This window comes from Streptomyces sp. DS1-CR2 (genome assembly GCF_055760475.1).
In genome coordinates, this window is sequence record NZ_CM147085.1 from 7,674,230 (window position 1) to 7,689,638 (window position 15,409).

At 66.7% G+C, this 15,409-nt stretch carries 12 protein-coding genes and 4 pseudogenes; 4 read left to right on the forward strand and 12 right to left on the reverse strand.

Annotated features, from left to right (window positions below):
• Positions 1-120: 120 nt before the first annotated feature.
• Both ACY0PA_RS35870 and ACY0PA_RS35875 read right to left on the reverse strand, forming a co-directional pair.
• Entirely contained in the window at positions 121-726 is a 606-nt protein-coding gene (locus ACY0PA_RS35870) for a hypothetical protein (protein WP_473081566.1), read from the reverse strand.
• Positions 713-3,091, reverse strand: a complete 2,379-nt coding sequence (locus ACY0PA_RS35875; protein ID WP_473081567.1) for a DUF3289 family protein — start codon at positions 3,089-3,091, stop codon at positions 713-715. The genes ACY0PA_RS35870 and ACY0PA_RS35875 overlap by 14 nt, the downstream gene beginning before the upstream one ends.
• 363 nt (positions 3,092-3,454) lie before the next feature.
• Here ACY0PA_RS35875 and ACY0PA_RS35880 point away from each other — a divergent pair, with 363 nt between their 5' ends.
• On the forward strand, positions 3,455-3,742 hold the full coding sequence (locus ACY0PA_RS35880) for a hypothetical protein (protein WP_473081568.1): 288 nt from the start codon (positions 3,455-3,457) through the stop codon (positions 3,740-3,742).
• Between the two features lie 23 nt (positions 3,743-3,765).
• Here ACY0PA_RS35880 and ACY0PA_RS35885 read toward each other — a convergent pair whose 3' ends face one another.
• The 5 genes and pseudogenes from ACY0PA_RS35885 to ACY0PA_RS35905 form a co-directional block, all read right to left on the reverse strand.
• A complete protein-coding gene (locus tag ACY0PA_RS35885; RefSeq protein WP_473081569.1) occupies positions 3,766-4,161 on the reverse strand; it encodes an integrase core domain-containing protein in 396 nt (131 codons plus the stop codon).
• Between the two features lie 24 nt (positions 4,162-4,185).
• Complete coding sequence (locus ACY0PA_RS35890; protein WP_473081570.1) at positions 4,186-4,836, reverse strand: IS3 family transposase; 651 nt, start codon at positions 4,834-4,836, stop codon at positions 4,186-4,188.
• A 317-nt stretch (positions 4,837-5,153) separates the two neighbouring features.
• Positions 5,154-6,839 carry a ribonuclease J gene (locus ACY0PA_RS35895; protein WP_473081571.1) on the reverse strand — a complete coding sequence of 562 codons (1,686 nt, stop codon included), beginning with the start codon at positions 6,837-6,839 and terminating at the stop codon, positions 5,154-5,156.
• A 943-nt stretch (positions 6,840-7,782) separates the two neighbouring features.
• A pseudogene (locus tag ACY0PA_RS35900) lies at positions 7,783-8,239 on the reverse strand (IS110 family transposase); the annotation flags it as partial.
• A gap of 22 nt (positions 8,240-8,261) precedes the next feature.
• Positions 8,262-8,669: pseudogene (locus tag ACY0PA_RS35905) on the reverse strand (IS110 family transposase); the annotation flags it as partial.
• Between the two features lie 317 nt (positions 8,670-8,986).
• On the opposite strand from ACY0PA_RS35905, the gene ACY0PA_RS35910 reads away from it, so the two are divergent.
• Positions 8,987-9,262 carry a hypothetical protein gene (locus tag ACY0PA_RS35910; RefSeq protein WP_473081572.1) on the forward strand — a complete coding sequence of 92 codons (276 nt, stop codon included), beginning with the start codon at positions 8,987-8,989 and terminating at the stop codon, positions 9,260-9,262.
• A gap of 70 nt (positions 9,263-9,332) precedes the next feature.
• Here ACY0PA_RS35910 and ACY0PA_RS35915 read toward each other — a convergent pair whose 3' ends face one another.
• From ACY0PA_RS35915 to ACY0PA_RS35935, 5 genes and pseudogenes are all read right to left on the reverse strand, one after another.
• On the reverse strand, positions 9,333-10,442 hold the full coding sequence (locus tag ACY0PA_RS35915) for a trypsin-like serine peptidase (protein WP_473081573.1): 1,110 nt from the start codon (positions 10,440-10,442) through the stop codon (positions 9,333-9,335).
• Positions 10,443-10,841: 399 nt separating this feature from the next.
• Positions 10,842-11,922: pseudogene (locus tag ACY0PA_RS35920) on the reverse strand (integrase core domain-containing protein).
• A 7-nt stretch (positions 11,923-11,929) separates the two neighbouring features.
• The gene (locus tag ACY0PA_RS35925; RefSeq protein ID WP_473081574.1) at positions 11,930-12,214 is read right to left on the reverse strand and encodes a hypothetical protein; all 285 of its coding nucleotides are present in this window, start codon (positions 12,212-12,214) and stop codon (positions 11,930-11,932) included.
• A gap of 321 nt (positions 12,215-12,535) precedes the next feature.
• Positions 12,536-13,927: an IS1380 family transposase gene (locus tag ACY0PA_RS35930; RefSeq protein WP_473081058.1), complete on the reverse strand. Its 1,392-nt coding sequence runs from the start codon at positions 13,925-13,927 to the stop codon at positions 12,536-12,538.
• Between the two features lie 124 nt (positions 13,928-14,051).
• Positions 14,052-14,928, reverse strand: a pseudogene (locus tag ACY0PA_RS35935) (integrase core domain-containing protein); the annotation flags it as partial.
• Here ACY0PA_RS35935 and ACY0PA_RS35940 point away from each other — a divergent pair.
• Both ACY0PA_RS35940 and ACY0PA_RS35945 read left to right on the forward strand, forming a co-directional pair.
• On the forward strand, positions 14,905-15,108 hold the full coding sequence (locus tag ACY0PA_RS35940) for a hypothetical protein (RefSeq protein ID WP_473086627.1): 204 nt from the start codon (positions 14,905-14,907) through the stop codon (positions 15,106-15,108). The pseudogene ACY0PA_RS35935 and the gene ACY0PA_RS35940 sit on opposite strands and share 24 nt — an antisense overlap.
• Before the next feature lie 17 nt (positions 15,109-15,125).
• On the forward strand, positions 15,126-15,407 hold the full coding sequence (locus tag ACY0PA_RS35945) for a hypothetical protein (protein ID WP_473081575.1): 282 nt from the start codon (positions 15,126-15,128) through the stop codon (positions 15,405-15,407).
• Positions 15,408-15,409: the final 2 nt, after the last annotated feature.

Consider the following 15,409-nt stretch of genomic DNA (forward strand, 5'->3'; position numbering starts at 1 on the left):
GATGAGGTTTTCGGTAGGCGCACGTCCGGTGCGGCTGCGGCGTGCGCTGTAGTCCCACTTTGCCGCTATGAACTTGCGGTGCCAGGCCAGTAGCGTGCCCGGAGTGACGGTCAAGGCCCCTCAGTCGTACTGCCACTGCTTGTTCTCTCGGTCCAGGTCGGGGATGGGGCCCAGGAGGGTCCAGCCGGGGCCGAGGGAGCGGGTGGTGCGAAAGCCGCGGGCGTCCGCGTACGACTCGGTATCGGTGTCGGCGGGGGCGTGCATGAGGGTGTAGATCGGGGGGTCGTTTCCGTAGAAGCGGAAGAAGACGCGGTTCTTGTCGTGTGACTGGTGCAGGATCACGTCGGTGCCCCAGAGGGCTTCGTACGTGGCCTTGTCCTTCGGAGTCGTCGGATCGCACTCCTCGGGACGTCCGGGGTCACGGACGCAGATGCGGGCCTGGATCCAGGTGATCACTTCGGCCTTCGGGTGGGCAGCCGCCAGCTGTCGCATGCGGGCGTCGGCCTTGGCGAAGGCGGACTGCCGGTGGTCGATCTGCTGCTCCAGCTTATCGAAGCGCCGCTCGTCGAAGCCGCTGCCGAAGTGCCACCCCAGCATGGCGAAGACGGCGACCCGCCAGGCCAGGACTACCGCCGCCACGACGATCAGCGTGACGAGCAGGATCCGGCCCGGCGAGCGCCGCCGAAGGCGGCGACGCTCCAGCTCGAGAGCGTCAGAACGAACCACTGATGGGCACCTCGACGTCTGCCTGGGCGATCGGCGGGGTGTACTTCCCGTCGAACCGGTCGTAGTGCTGCAGCGTAAACCAGTCGATGAAGCCGTACTGGGTGATCTCGTCGTCCGGGTCGAGACCGAAGTGGTCGTAGGAATGGAAGAGCAGTGTCCCGGAGAACGTGTTCCCGCTGACCGTGTAGTCCTTCAGCTGGATCGTGTGCCCGTGGAACTGGTGGATGGCGATGGACAGCGCCCGCTGGTTGTCGTCGGTGGCGGAGAAGTCGTACACCGGGTACTTCAGGCCCGTGCGGTTGAACTCCTGGTACAGCAGGTTCTGGTCGAGCTTGTCGTTGACCGTGAACGGCGCCGTGTCACCACGGTTCTCCTGGAGGAGCCGGGTGATGATCCCCTCGGCCTTCTCGAGGTACTGCTGCTCTTGAGGCGATGCCGCGACCGCCCGGGACAGGGCGGTGCCGGAGCCGACCGTCTGGAAGCGGGCCGGGTCGAAGTTGTCGTCCACCGTGACGGTGCCCGCGCTCTGGCCGTCGCGGCCGTAGCGGAATCCGTTGTACAGGTCGACGACCGCCTGCTGGTGGTCGTAGTCCGCTCCCGCCTTTCCGGCGTTCATGATGCTGTTGAATTCGCCCCACATCCAGGACTCCGGGGTGAACGAAGCGACGTAGAACTGCCAGCTGAGATCCGTCAGCTCGTCGTAGGTGTAGTCGTTGAACGTCAGGTCGTCCGCCACCAGCGGGTTCAGTGGCACCTTGACGTCACTCGGGTCGGCCTCCTTGCGGTGCCCCTCCCGGTTCGCGGACTGGTGGATCAGCATGTCCGTCGGCACGACCACCATGGGCTGCTTGTCGGCGCCGTCGCGCTTCCCGTCGCCGTCCGTGTCCCGCTTCAGCGGATTCGAGGCGAGCTTCGCGTAGACCTGGTCCGCCGCCCCGTTCAGCTTTCCGGTGACGACCTGGATCTCCTTGCCGTCCACGACCGAGTCGCCGTCCGAGTCCGGGTTGTCGGGGTCCAGCTTTCCGACGGGCAGCCCATTGCCCGTCAGGATGCGGCCGTCCCGGATCTGCCGCTCGTCGTAGTCGCTGATCCCGTCGTTGTCGGAGTCCTTCGACTGCTGGGCGTCCTGGGTGGCATGGGTGCGGGAGCCCTGCTCGACCGCCTTGTCGAAGGCCCGGCTGTCGAGCACGACGTACTTGGCCGGGTCGCCGGCCGTGGCCGTGATGGTGTTTCCGTCGAGCCGCTGGGCCGCCACCTTGACCAGACGCTGGGACTCTTCGTCGTAGCGGTAGACGGCCGGCTTGATACCGGGACCGGTCCGCTTCGGGTCGATCGCGAAGGAAACCTTCGCCCGGCCGGATGTCCCGTCGGCCGAGAGCTGGTAGCCGTTGCCCAGATAGCCCGGCGTGGACTTCGGGAACTGCTTCTGGTCGGCCGGGAGCTTGGTGATGTCGAAGGCCTGCACCTGATCGGGACGCAGGCCCTCGACCGCAGCGGAGGCCTCGGTGACGCCGCCGTCCGCCGTGCGCGTCACGTCGAAGGCGGACTCGGCGGTGCGCGGGTCGGAGCCGATACGGTCCTCAGCGCCGTCCTCCACGCCGTCGCCGTCGGTGTCGGCCTTGACCGGATCGGTGTGCTGGGCGAGCTCCTTGCCGTCCGCCAGGCCGTCCGCGTCGGTGTCCGGGTTGCCTGCGGCGGTCTTGAGCCGCAGCTCACGCAGGTTGGTGATCGTGTCCCCGTCGGGGTCCTCCTGGCCGTCGGGGACGCCGTCGCCGTCGGTGTCGCGCTTGAGCGCGTCGCTGCGGTTACCGAGTTCGACGAAGTCGGTCAGGCCGTCGCCGTCGGTGTCCTTGGCCTTCGGGTCGAGCTTGGCGCGCTGCTCGATGTCGTCCGTGAGGCCGTCGCCGTCCGTGTCCTTCGTCGGACTCGCGCCGTCCTTGGCGAAGTTCGCCCAGGTCGGGGTGTGCGCGCTGCCGTCGGGCCGGGCGCTGTACCAGAGCGTGGAGGTCTCGCCCGGCTCGATCACCTTGTTCGCCGGGGTGCTCTGGAAGGTGGCACGGTCGCCCTGCCCGGAGTCCAGCCGTACCGCGTCGGTGGCGGTGATCCGGTCGGGTAACTCGAAGGTCAGGGACCAGTCGTTGATCTCGTGCTGGGAGAGGTTCTCGACCTGGAACTGCGCGAGGTAGGAGCCCTTGGGCGTCTTCTCGCGGAACGTCGGCGGCACCTTGCTCTGCAGCGGGTCGCCGGCGTCGAGCATCCGGTAGGAGATCTTGACCTCGGTGTCGCGGTAGAGCGTTTTCCCTGAAGGTGAGCCGCCGCCGTCGGCGATGACCGACGGTGTTGCGGCCCCAAGCAGAAGTAACACGGCGCTGAGTGGAATCGTGACGCGTCTGAACATGGTGCCTCCCACGTATGGAAAGTTACCTGTCGTCGCGAAGTAGCCCCCGTTTCACGGCACTTCACCGGTCTGACGGAGCAGCCTACACAGCTGTGAGTGACGGACATCCGATGGTCCGGAGGGGATATTGGGGAGGAAGTTATGACTCCGTTTAGGTCGGTTCGCGACCGGTCGGCGGCCTGTGCCCAGGCCGCAGGGGAACCTTGCCCTTGCCGAATATCTCGTCCGCCCTGGTGGGAGCGGGTGTGCCAGGGTTTGGCGGATGACGGCCGCGGTCGCTGGAGGCGGCGCTCTCGCGCAGCTGTCGACCACGCGGCAGGATGATCGACCGTGCTGCTGCGACGACTGACCTACCTGGGTGTGGCGAACGCGTTCGCCACGCTGCGCCTGCTGCCGATGAGCAACCGGGAGAAGGAATTAGAGATCCTCGCCCTGCGTCATCAGATCACGGTGCTGCGGCGCCAACTCGGCAAGGAAAGGGTGCAGTTCATCCCGAGTGATCGGGCATTCCTGGCGGCGCTACTGCACCGGCTGCCACGGCAGGTAATCCGCAGAATACGGCTGCTGGTGCGCCCTGAAGGGTGCCAATATTCGCGCACGGTTGCTGGCCTGCGGTGATTTGGTCGGCGTGTGATGGGTCGTCAGGCTGCGCGGTGGTACTCGTTGATGAGTCCGCCGAGGATCTCGCGACGTCGGATCGTGCCGATCGGCAGGGGAGTGACGTTGGTTGCGTCGCAAGGCGCTCTCAGCTCCAGTGATCGGTGAGGTCTGCCCCTGTTGTAGTGCTCGGTGTACCGGTCCAGGACGGTGTGCAGGTGGCGTTCGCCGGCGATGAGCATGCGGTCGGTGCATTCGGCACGGACTGTGCGAACCCAGCGTTCCGCGAGCGCGTTTGCCCGTGGGCAGCGTGGAGGGATCTTGACGACCTCCACGTCCTCTGCGGTGAACACGCAGTCGAAGGCCGCGGTGAACTTGCTGTCGCGGTCTCGGATGAGGAAGCGCAAGCTGCTGCCGGACCGGTCCTGGAGGGTCATCATGAGGTTCCGGGCGAGCTGCGTGACCTAAGCCCCGGTGGGGTGCGCGGTGACGCCGAGGACGTGGACGTAGCGGGCCCCGACCTCCATCACGAAGAACACGTATAGCCGTTGGAGGGTGACCGCGCAGTCGACGTGGAAGAAGTCGCAGGCGAGCAGGGTGTCGGCGTGGGCGCACAGGAAGGTCCGCCAGGACGTGTCGGCACGCTGAGGGGCGGGCGGGATCCGATGCCGATGCAGGATCCGGCGGATCGTGCTCGCCCCGACGCGGTGGCCCAACCGGCGCAGCTCGCCCTGGATGCGAATGTAGCCCCAGGTGGGATTGTCACGAGCGAGTTGTTGGATCACGACCCTGAGCGCGGCGTCCAGTGGTGGCCGTCCTGGCCCTTGTTGGGGGTATGTCCATTTGCGGGAAACCAGCTTGCGGTGCCAGGACAGCAGGGTGGCCGGGGTGACGATCCGGTGCCGGCGCAGCTCGTGGGGGAGTTGCCGGGTTAGAGCGGCGATCAGCGCCCGGTCCGCCCACGACAGTCTCGGTCGCTTTACCTGCCGTCGCAGTACCGCGAGCTCGTGGCGGAGTACGAGTATCTCCGCCTCCTTCGAGGCCGCACTTCGTAGCAGGAGGGCAAGCCCGCCGAGGAGTCGCCGGAAGAGCCAGTACAGCAGTCTCAACGCCATGAGAAGGGATCACGGCTCACCTGGGGAGCGAGTGAACCAGCAGGTCAAGACAATGCGCGAATAATGGCACCCTTCACGCTGCCCAGCGCGTGAAGGCAGTACGGACCACCTTTGCCCAGGCCAGGGATGTCAGATGAGCCGGCGAAATCAGCAGCGCCATCCAACTGCGGGTTTTCGCGAGTCCTTGGGACGTGTTCCCGATGACTCACCATGCGGAGCGCGTTGCCACCCCGGCTCCTCGGGTGGCTGCTGACTTCCGTGCCCGACCTCGATGCTCGCGGGGCCGCGACCGGAACCGGGGACCGTGCTGCCGGGGCTCAGGCGTCGATGATGACGGGGATGATGAGGGGCTTGCGGCGGTGGGTGCGGAACGCCCAGTTCGCCACAGCGCGGGCGAGGAGCTGTTCGAGTTGGCGCGCGTCCCCGACGCCTTCCTCAGCAGCGGTGGACAGGGTCTTCTCGATGACGGGGACGACCGACTCGAAGGTGGTGTCGTCGTGGACGAAGCCGCGGGCCAGGAAGTCGGGGGCCTCGGCGAGGGCGCCGGTGTCTGCGTCGACGATCGCCACCACCGTGACCACGCCTTCGGCGGCGAGGGTGAGGCGGTCCTTGAGGGACGCTTCGGTGGCGCCGCCGACTTCCATGCCGTCCACGTAGACGTTGCCGGCGGGGACCTTGCCGGTGATGGACGCGCGCCCGTCGACGAGGTCGACGACGACGCCGTCCTCGGCGATGACGACCCGGTCTGGGTCGACACCGGTACGGATGGCGAGGTCGCCGTTGGCCCGCAGGTGGCGCCATTCGCCGTGCACGGGCATGACATTGCGGGGTTTGACGATGTTGTAGCAGTAGACGAGTTCGCCAGCGCTGGCGTGCCCGGAGACGTGGACCTTGGCGTTGCCCTTGTGGACCACGTGGGCGCCCCACCGGGTAAGTCCGTTGATGACGCGGTAGATGGCGCTCTCGTTGCCGGGGATGAGGGAGCTGGCGAGCAGGACGGTGTCGCCCTTGCCGATGCGGATCTGGTGGTCGCGGTTGGCCATCCGTGACAGCGCGGCCATTGGTTCGCCCTGGGAGCCGGTGCACACCAGAGTGATCTTGTGGTCCGGGAGCTTCTCCAGCTCCTTCGTGCTAAGGACCAGACCGGACGGGACCTTCAAATAGCCCAGTTCACGGGCGATGCCCATGTTGCGGACCATCGACCGGCCGACGAAGGCGACCTTGCGGCCGTGCTGGTGGGCGGCGTCCAGGACCTGTTGGATGCGGTGCACATGGCTGGCGAAGCTGGAGACGATGACCCGGCGCGGCGCGGTGCGCATCACCTGCTCGATCGCCGGGTTCAGCTCACGCTCGGAGGTGGTGAAGCCGGGTACTTCGGCGTTGGTGGAGTCGGTGAGGAACAGGTCCACGCCCTCCTCGCCGAGGCGGGCGAAGGCGCGCAGATCGGTGATGCGGTCGTCGAGAGGGAACTGGTCCATCTTGAAGTCGCCGGTGTGCAGCACCATCCCGGCGCCGGTGCGGATCGCGACCGCGAGGCTGTCCGGGATGGAGTGGTTGACCGCAACGAACTCGCAGTCGAAGGACCCGAAGCCGCGCCGGTCGCCCTCCTGCACCCGCACCGTGCGCGGCCGGATGCCGTGTTCCTTGAGCTTGGCCTCCAGGAATGCCAGCGTCAGCTTGGAGCCGACGACGGGAATGTCGGACCGCTCGCGCAGCAGGTACGGCACGCCGCCGATGTGGTCCTCGTGGCCGTGGGTGAGTACCACGGCCACGATGTCGTCCAGCCGGTCCCGGATCGAGGTGAAGTCCGGCAGGATTACGTCCACGCCGGGCTGGGTCTCCTCGGGAAACAGCACGCCGCAGTCGACGATGAGCAGCTTGTCGGCGTGTTCGAAGACGGTCATATTGCGGCCGATCTCACCTAGGCCGCCCAGGGCGATGACCCGCAGCCCTCCTTCGGGAAGGGGCGGGGCGGCTTTCAGCTCGGGGTGCGGATGACTCATACCTTGACGTTACCCGGAGAGTGGGACGGGGTGATCCACTGCCTGTGTGATCTCTTCTTCCCGACGGAGCGGGGCACCCGCAGCGGCTGCCGTGGGTCAATCGGATTACGCCGGCGGCCGGCACAGGGGGCAGTGAAGGCGGCACTACCGGGCGAGCTCCAGTGCCCTGACCCTGCGTTCATAGTCGCCTGACTCCCGGTGCGGCTTACTCCCCGTGCGACCTCTGGATGCTAAGTCACTGGTGGGCTGGGGGTTGGCCTCCGCGCGGGCAATGGAGCGTTTGCTCCACGCAGCACCCTGGACGACATCGCCTCGTTGAGTGCGGGTACGGGATTGATTTACCTGTGCCCATGACATCTTGCCTGGGTAGACAGCTGCGACGGTGTAGTTGGCGGTGTCCCATTGCAGGGTGACGCGCATCCTGCGGGCGAGGGCAGCGCGGTCTGCGTGCAGCTTCGCGAAGGCTCTGTCCGCGGCGGCGGAATGCCGCTTGCGCAACCGAAACTCCACGACCAGATCGCCCTGTCGAAAGGTCAGTAGACATGCGCCGTCGGCTAGCGACTCGAGAACGGCGCTCTGAGCTCCGTTGACTGTCTTGGGGCGGTGTTGGAGGACGCGGCGGAAGAAGGCACGGCGTCCAGTCTCGTTAAGCATCATCCCCAGTAAACGTCTCGTGCCGCCTTCCGCGCAGAGATTCCAGCCTCGCGCAGGCGTCCGCGCCATCTGACTAACCGAGGGCGGTTCGGTTCGGATCACGGGCGAGAACCTGAGGAAGGTGAGGTTGGGCTGTCGGTCGTGGGTGACAAGGCCCGGGTGAGCGCGCCGTTTTGGCTGCACTGGCCCTCCTCCAGGACGAAGTTGCCGTCCTGGACCGCGATGGGGTTCTTCTGTACGCGGATGACGGAGGCCGGCAGGTTGGGCGTGCGGACGTAAGGAGGGACGGTGCCGATGCCGGCACGACCACGATTTGTTCGTCGAGCGCGGTGAAGACGTCGGCGACGAGACGTTCGGCCATCCTGGGTGCCTTGGGGCGGATCAGGCTGACCAGGGCGTCGTCGTCCGCGCTTCCTCAACTGGCCTGGTGAGCCGTACTGTTCGAGCATCAGCAGCACGGCCGGGTGGCGGATGCGCGGCCCCAGGACGCGTTCCAGCGAGGGATGGATCTGGGTGAGTAGACCGTGCAGCCGATGGGCGATGCGGGTGGTTTCGCCGGTCAGGTCGTCGTCGAACCCGACGATCATCTCCAGTTCGGCGATGGTCTCGTCCTCTAGCTCGATGGACCGCAGGGTGTGGAGCATCGAGCGGGCGGCGTCGGCGATGATGAACGCGTCCCTGGCGTCGGTCTTGGCCTCACCGGGATAGAGATCGGCGATCCGCCGCATCGTTAATCCGGGCAGGTAGACACCTCAGGCACTCAACGTGTCAAGCGGCAGCGGCGAGTTCGGTGGGGAACGCGGTCTGCTCTTCGAACAACTCGTGGTGCTGGAGGCAGTAGTAGAGATGGCCGAGCATGCGGTTGAAGAGGTTGCGTTGGGCGGCCGCGTGCCAGTCTCCGTGCTCGTCCCGGCGCCGCCGGTAGTGGGCCTTGGCGCCCGGCGAGGCGGTGATCGAGGCGAAGGCCCAGAGGTAGCCGGCAGCGTTGAGGCGGTCGTTCTTGACCCACCGGCGAGTGATGCTCGACTTCTTGCCGGAGGCCCTGGTGATGGGCGAGGCACCGGCATAGGCCTTCAGGCCGCGGGCGTCCGCGAAGCGGGTCTTGTCGTCCCCGATCTCGGCCAGCACCCAGGCGCCGAGCTGGAGGCCGAGACCGGGGAAGCTGAGGATGATCTCAGGATTCTTTGTCGGGAGCGATCCTAAGTGGTGGTGCGATCGCGGCGGCGTCGCGTGAACACATGAGGATGCGTCATGACGCAACGCTCAGAAGAGGGCCGTGGCGAAGCGGTGCGCCCCATCGCGAGGACCGTCCGGGTGCCACAGCCGCACGGGTGCGCGGGGTCGGTCGCCGACTTCCTCGCGACGCTGACGTGCTCGGAAGCCAGTTGACCGATGCCGGTACGCTCCTTCACCACAGCAAGATCGGTACGGAGAAGGGAAGTGGGATGGGGCGTAAGGCGTGGTTATCCATAGCAGCAGCCTTCCTGCTGGGTGTGGGAACCGCAGTGACGGTGTCCGAGCTGGTCGAACCGTCGGGCGTGACGGTCAGCAGCAGACCGCCGGCCGATGAGATCCCTCGCACGCGGCAGGCTCTGGTCGCGAAGTGGGAGAAGTCGCTGGCCGACGCTGGCCTGAAGCTTCCCGAGGGCTGGGAGAAGATGTCGACGGTCCAGATCCGGACCGAGTACATGAGCCAGGAACTGGCCAACGCGGGCCCGCCGCCTACGGGCGCCGCGCTCGACCCCGACTTCGGCGGCCCGGACGACTGACTGACGTCAAAGAGGCGGGCACCAGCCCGAGTTCGGCTGGTGCCCGCTTTCTGCTGTCGTGCGCGTGCTGCTAGCTGAACGTGCCGATCCGGTTGATCACGTCGATCGCGTTGTCGGCGTGCGCCGAGCTGTACAGGACCGGTTCGACGATGTTGCCCGCTCCGTCGTCGATACCGTGCGAGTTGGCGCCGACGATCTGACCCTCCGGGGTGGACATCGGGCCGCCCGAGGCGCCGTGGCCCATGTCGCAGTCGAACTTCAGCCGGTCGTCCACGGGGAAGAACGGGGTGGCGTCCTCCGCGTTGCCCGTGCAGTAGAACTGCGTGTAGCCGTCCATGTCGGTGCGCTGGTAGCCGTCACCGGGGAAGCCGGAGTCGATGATGTCCGGCCAGTCCGGGCCCGAGCCGAACTTGTAGCCGAAGGCGCCGACGGAGTCGGTCAGGTTCGTGTAGCCGGTCGGGGGAGTGACCGTGAAGGCCGCCATGTCGCCCCAGAAATAGTCCTCGTCCGCGGTCCAGGCGGTGGGCGCGACCTTCGCGTTGGCGGCCCACTCGCCCCACGGGGCGTCATAGCCCTTGGGGGCCATGTCGTTCTTCTTGTAGCCGGGGATGAAGAGGATGTTCTTGTAGAAGCCCTCCGGGCCCGTGCCGTCACCGGGGTGGATGCAGTGGCCCGCGGTCCACACGGTGTTCTTGTTGGCGGTGACGATGGACGATCCGCTGCAGCCGTGCGTGGTGCCGTCCTTAGCGGTGAACAGGATCTTCCCGACCAGGACGGCGGGCTGCGACTGCGGGAACGGGACCGGCTGGGCGTGCGGCATCTCCGGCACGACCGAGGCGGTGGTGAGAGGCGCGAGCGTCTTGCCGGTGACCGCGGGCGCGGACTTCGCCGGCAAGGTCTGCTTGACAGCCTTGCGCTCGCCGCCCTGGGTCGCGGCCGATGCCTTCTTGTCGAAGGCGGCCTGGTCCTTCTTCTCGTTGGCGACGGCACTGCTGACGCGCTCGGCGGTCCAGTAGTCCCGCACCTTCTGCGGGTCGGTGGTCTGCTTGCCGATGGTCAGCTTCGGCTTGGGTAACGGCGTCTCGGCCTGTGCAACGGTGGCGGTGGCGAGGGTGGCGGGGAGGAGCGCAAGGGAAAGCAGCGCGGCTGCGGTTGCTCGTCGGGTCGCACGTATGTTCACTGTCTACCCATCTGGTCGAGATGTTGATCTTGAGCTGAGAGTGAAGCACGCAGATGAGGAGGGCCGGTGAAGCCCGCGTGAGGGAATCTCCCTGCTTCAAGAGCGGAGTGAGGACGATCGTGCGGCACTCTTCCCAGCTATCAACTGCCGCTGGAACCACGGAAGTTATGGTCGGACGTCACCCGTTCGTGAGGAGAGCGAATCGAGCGTGCTCGCGCCCGCCGGGCGAGGGGACCGCGCGCGTACGCCCGGACGGAAGCCCAGAAGTCTGACACCAACCGCTCACGCCACCAAGAAGAGTTCGGTCGTATCTCCGCTGAGCTGGAGCGACGCAGGCGGGGCCTGTGCCGCTCGAAAATACGATTCGGTGCTGTGAGCTGCGGCGAAGGGGCCGTTCGGTCAGGCGGTTCTCTCGTACTGGTTGATCAGGCATCCGAGGAGGCGTTGTCGCCGGATCTGGTGGGCCTGGAGGTTGGTGACGGTGGCCGGGGTGGCTGGTTCGGCGCTGTCCGGGGGCAGTTGCTGTCGGGACTGGTGGGGGCGGTGCCCGTTGTAGTGCCTGATGTATTCGGCCAGGACTGCGCGGGCATGGGCCTCGTTGTAGATCAGCATGCGGTCGAGGAGCTCGCGGCGGAGGGTGCCCACGACTCTCTCGCAGATCGCGTTCGCTTTGGGCGCCTGCGGTGGGCTGAGCAGGATCTCCACGTCGTTGGCGGCGTCGAAGGTGCGGGTGTACTTGCTGTTCCGGTCCCGGAGGAGGAAGCGCAGCGAGTCCAATCGGCGCCCCTGCGTTATGGCAAGGTTCCTGGCCTGCTGAACGGTCCACGCGGCGGTGGGGTGGGCGGTGACGCCGGCGAGGTGGACGCGGCGGGTGCCGTGTTCGATCAAGATCAGGGCGTACAGGCGCTTGAGCGAGATGGTGTCCAGGTACGGGAAGTCGGCGGCGATGATGCCGTGGCCTGGGTGGTCGTGAACTGTCGCCAGGTCGGGCCGGAGCGTGCGGCGCGGGGGCGATGCCGGCTGCGTGGAGGATCTCCCAGACTGTGGACGGGGCGATCGGGTAGCCGAGGCGGGCGAGTTCGCTCTGTATCCGGAGGTGGCCCCAGCTGCTGTTCTCCTGGGCCAGGCGCAGGATGAGCTGTTTAACGGCGGGCGCGGTGGAGGGTCTGCCGGGGCGGCGGTGCCGCGTGAACATCCGTTTTCTGACGATGAGTTGGCGGTGCCAGGCCAGCAGTGTGGTGGGGGCCGGGGTGATCGTGAAGGTCTGGCGCCAGCGCTCGCGTGGGACGCACCGCGAGAGTGCGGCGAGCCAGATCCGGTCTGCGGGCTCGTAGCAGACGCGGGCGTTCTGACGGTGCAGCACCGTGTTCTCATGCCGTAACGCGAGGACTTCTGCGTCCTTGGCCACGCGGCTGCGGAGTACGGCAGAGGGTACCTTGATCAGATTCCGGACCAGCATGGTGACGATCGACAGCGACATCGAAGGGTCATCCCAGGCGCCATTGAGGCTGTTGCCCCGCGTGGAGAAGCTGCAGGCCAGAGCCGGAATCGTATTTCCGAGCGGGACAGGATGAGTTATCGGCAAGGGCAGCGGCCAGCCAGAACCGGTCCGCGGGCTCGTGGCGGACCGGGCCGGCGATCTGACGGCGTAGCACCGCATTCTCATGGCGGAGGACAAGCAACTCGGCGGCCTTGGTGCTGTCGCGACGCAACAGCACCCTGGGGACGGACAGCAGCTCGCGGGCGACTTTATACAGCAATGAGACGATCACGCCGGCATGGTTTCAGTTCAGACCGCGCGATGGTTGCGACCTGCAGCGATGATTTTCCGAGCCCCACAGGATTCAGGGAGCGTTCTCGTCGTTGTGGGTGCCGAAAAGGTCATCCGAGCTGGTCAGGCTGCATGGTGGTATTCGTGGAGCGTTCTGCTGAGCCCGGATCCACCGGCTTGTTTTGAGAGTGATCGTTTCGGGGGTGTTCGGGCTGGTCCGAGGTTGATCTGCGGGTTCGGGCATGGAATGGCCGCTGGTCTGCCCAGCTCTTCCACATGTCCGTAGGTCTCGGGCCCTTTCGGGCGGGTCGGTCAGGGCGTGTCAGGCCGTGGACGGTGGCGCGTGCAAGACGGTGATCAGCTGCATGAAGTCGCCTCGCCAGGGCCAGCGTTCGGGTAGATGGAGGGTGAGGCGGCGGGCTGTGCGGGCCAGGCGGGCGGGCACGTTGATGAGGTGGTCGCGGATCGTGGCGGTGGTCGCTCTGGCGTGGAAGGTTCCGGCCAGAGTTCCGGCGGCACGGGTCAGGTTGTGCGCCACGGCGGCCAGGGTGAGCCAGGCGGCGTTCGCCTGGAAGTAGCCGGAGGGGGCGTGCGCGAAGGCGCTGTTCTTGACGTCCGCGATCACTTGTTCCACGACAGCGTGCCGCCTGTGATCACGCTCGGCGTCCACCAGCGAGAGCGGGGAGTTGGTGAACGCGGCGTGGTAGCGCCAGGTATCGAAGAGCGTGCCCTGACCGGCGGGGACGGTATCGGGGGCCAGACGCTTGACCCGCCGCACGATCAAGCGGGCGATGACCTGCTGCTGCTTCGGCTTGGAGGTGAAGGCCGTGTAGTCGATCTCGGCTATCTCCGCGTCCGAGATCCAGCACTGGCCCTCCTCGTCCCAGGTCGCTTTGGGGTACTTGATCGCCGTCCAGGCGTTCTCGTCGATGCGCGCGATGGCGGCCTTGATGGAGGCGTTCATCCGCACCGTGATCGAGAAGCGGGCGTCCAGGGTCCGGCAGGCGTTCACGACATCGGCGCCGTAGAACGCGGAGTCGGCCCGCACGACCAGCAGGCCGCTCGCGCCGCAGGCGCGGGCGGTGCGGATGGTCTCGGTCACGAACGCGGCTGCCCCGCGCGCGGAGTTGGACGGTCCCTTGCGCAGCCGGGTGGCGGCGATTACCGGGGCGGCAAGGGGTGTGGAGACGATCCCCAGCAGCGCATTGAGCCCCTTGACCTTGCTGTATCCGTATCCGGCGCCCTGCTTGGCGTAGCCGTAGGTGCGGCGGATCGTGTCGTCGATGTCCACATAGGCGACCTGATCCGCGCCGGGCAGCAGCGGGGTGTGCGCTGCGAGGCGGGGCAACAACCGGCGGGCCACGGCGTGCAGTTGCTTCACATGCCCGTGGGTAAAGGAGCGCAGGAAGTTGCCCAGCGTGGACGGGGCCCGCACCCCCGAAAACAAACGACCGAGTCCGCCGTGCCGCAGCCGGTCCATGTCCTCGATGCTGTCCGCACCCGCGACCATACCGCCCACCAGCGACATCAGCTTCGCCGCGGGGAAGGCCCCGGTGCCGTCCTTCGACTTCGGAAGCCGGATGAGCTCATCGGCCAGCGTGGGCAGGCCGCATCGCTCGGCCAGGCGCACCACTGGCTCAAGCCCGCCGTACGCGATCAGATTCGGGTCATCGAACGCGGACGAGACCGCCGTGGCGGCATGGGAAGATTGCATCTCGGAAGTGCCTTGCCGATCGTGCCTGATGTGGTCCTAGAGAAACCCCATCATCGCAGGTCACAAGGCACTTCCTCGTTTCCGGAAGAACTATCCACAGGCGGCAAGCCGGTGGATCCGGGCTGAGGCGGTCGCGTCTGCGTATGTTCAGGTGGGCGATCTGGCCGGGATTGGTGACCGGCTCGGGGTGTGAGCGTAGAGGTGATGCTTGGCCGAGTGCACGATGCGGGCGGTGGTTGTTGTAGTGGTCTTCGAACTCTCGAAGGGCGCAGAGGAGATGGTGCGGGTTCCAGATCAGTGTGCGGTCGAGTAGTTCGCGGCGGCAGGTGCGTACCCAACGTTCCATGATCGCGTTCATCCGGGGCATGCGGATGCCGGTGAGCACCACTTTGATTCCGGTATCCGCGAGGATCGAGTCGAACAGTTGGGGATACTTGCCGTCCCGGTCGGGGATCAGGAATCGTGCATGATGACCGGCGTCCTCCAGGTCTATGACGAGGTTTCGTGCGGCTTGCGTGACCCGGGCGGCGGTCGGGTGCGCGGTGGCGCCCAGGATCCGGATCCGGCGACTGGCGTGCTCGATCACCGCGAGCACATGCAGCCGGGTACCGGTAAGCGTGACGGTCTCGAAGAAGTCGCACGCGAGGAGAGCATCTGCCTGTGTGTGCAGGAAGTCAGCCCAGGTTGTGGTGGAGCGCTGCGGAGCCGGATTGATTCCGGCGGCGCGCAGGATCTCCCAGACGGTGGAAGCCGCGATCTTGATGCCGAGCATGGCGAGTTCGCCGTGGTTCCGTCGGTAACCCCAGTTCGGGTTCTCTTTCGCGAAGCGCAATACCAGTTGCCGGATGGAGCGCACGGTCCTTGGCCGGCCGGTGCGCTTAAGGGCGTGAGCGGGCTGCGTGCCGACACTTTGTCAGGTCGCGGTGCCAGCGCAGCACCGTGTCCGGCCGAACCAGCAGCCGCAGCCTGCTCAGGGCATGTCTGGGCAGACGATGGAGCAGGGCGGCGAGGAACGCACGGTCCTCGGGAGCGAAGTTCGGTCGGGCTGTACCGAGCTGCCGTTCAAGGACTGCGAGCTGGTGCCGCAGAGCGAGGATCTCCACGTCCTTGTCCCGATCGCTCAACGGCAACAGCCGCAGCGCGGCGAAAGCGTTCGTGACGGCCAGATAGGCCAGGCGTAGTAACACGATCGAACATCATGCCGGAGCTGAGCTGGCGGGAACGGTCGATCAGCCCTCCGGACCCGATTGTCCAGCCAGGCCCTTTCACCAGCGCGGATGGACTTATCGGCACGCACAACGTGCTGCGTGAGTTCGAGCGGCACTATAACGAACACCGGCCACACCGGGCCCTTGGCCAGGCCGCTCCGCTGCATGCACTGCCCGCACCGGTCACCGAGCCGGACCGGATCACCCGCCTCGATGTTCGCCGACGCGACCGGCTCGGCGGCACCCTCCACGAGTACCGACATGCCGCGTGACC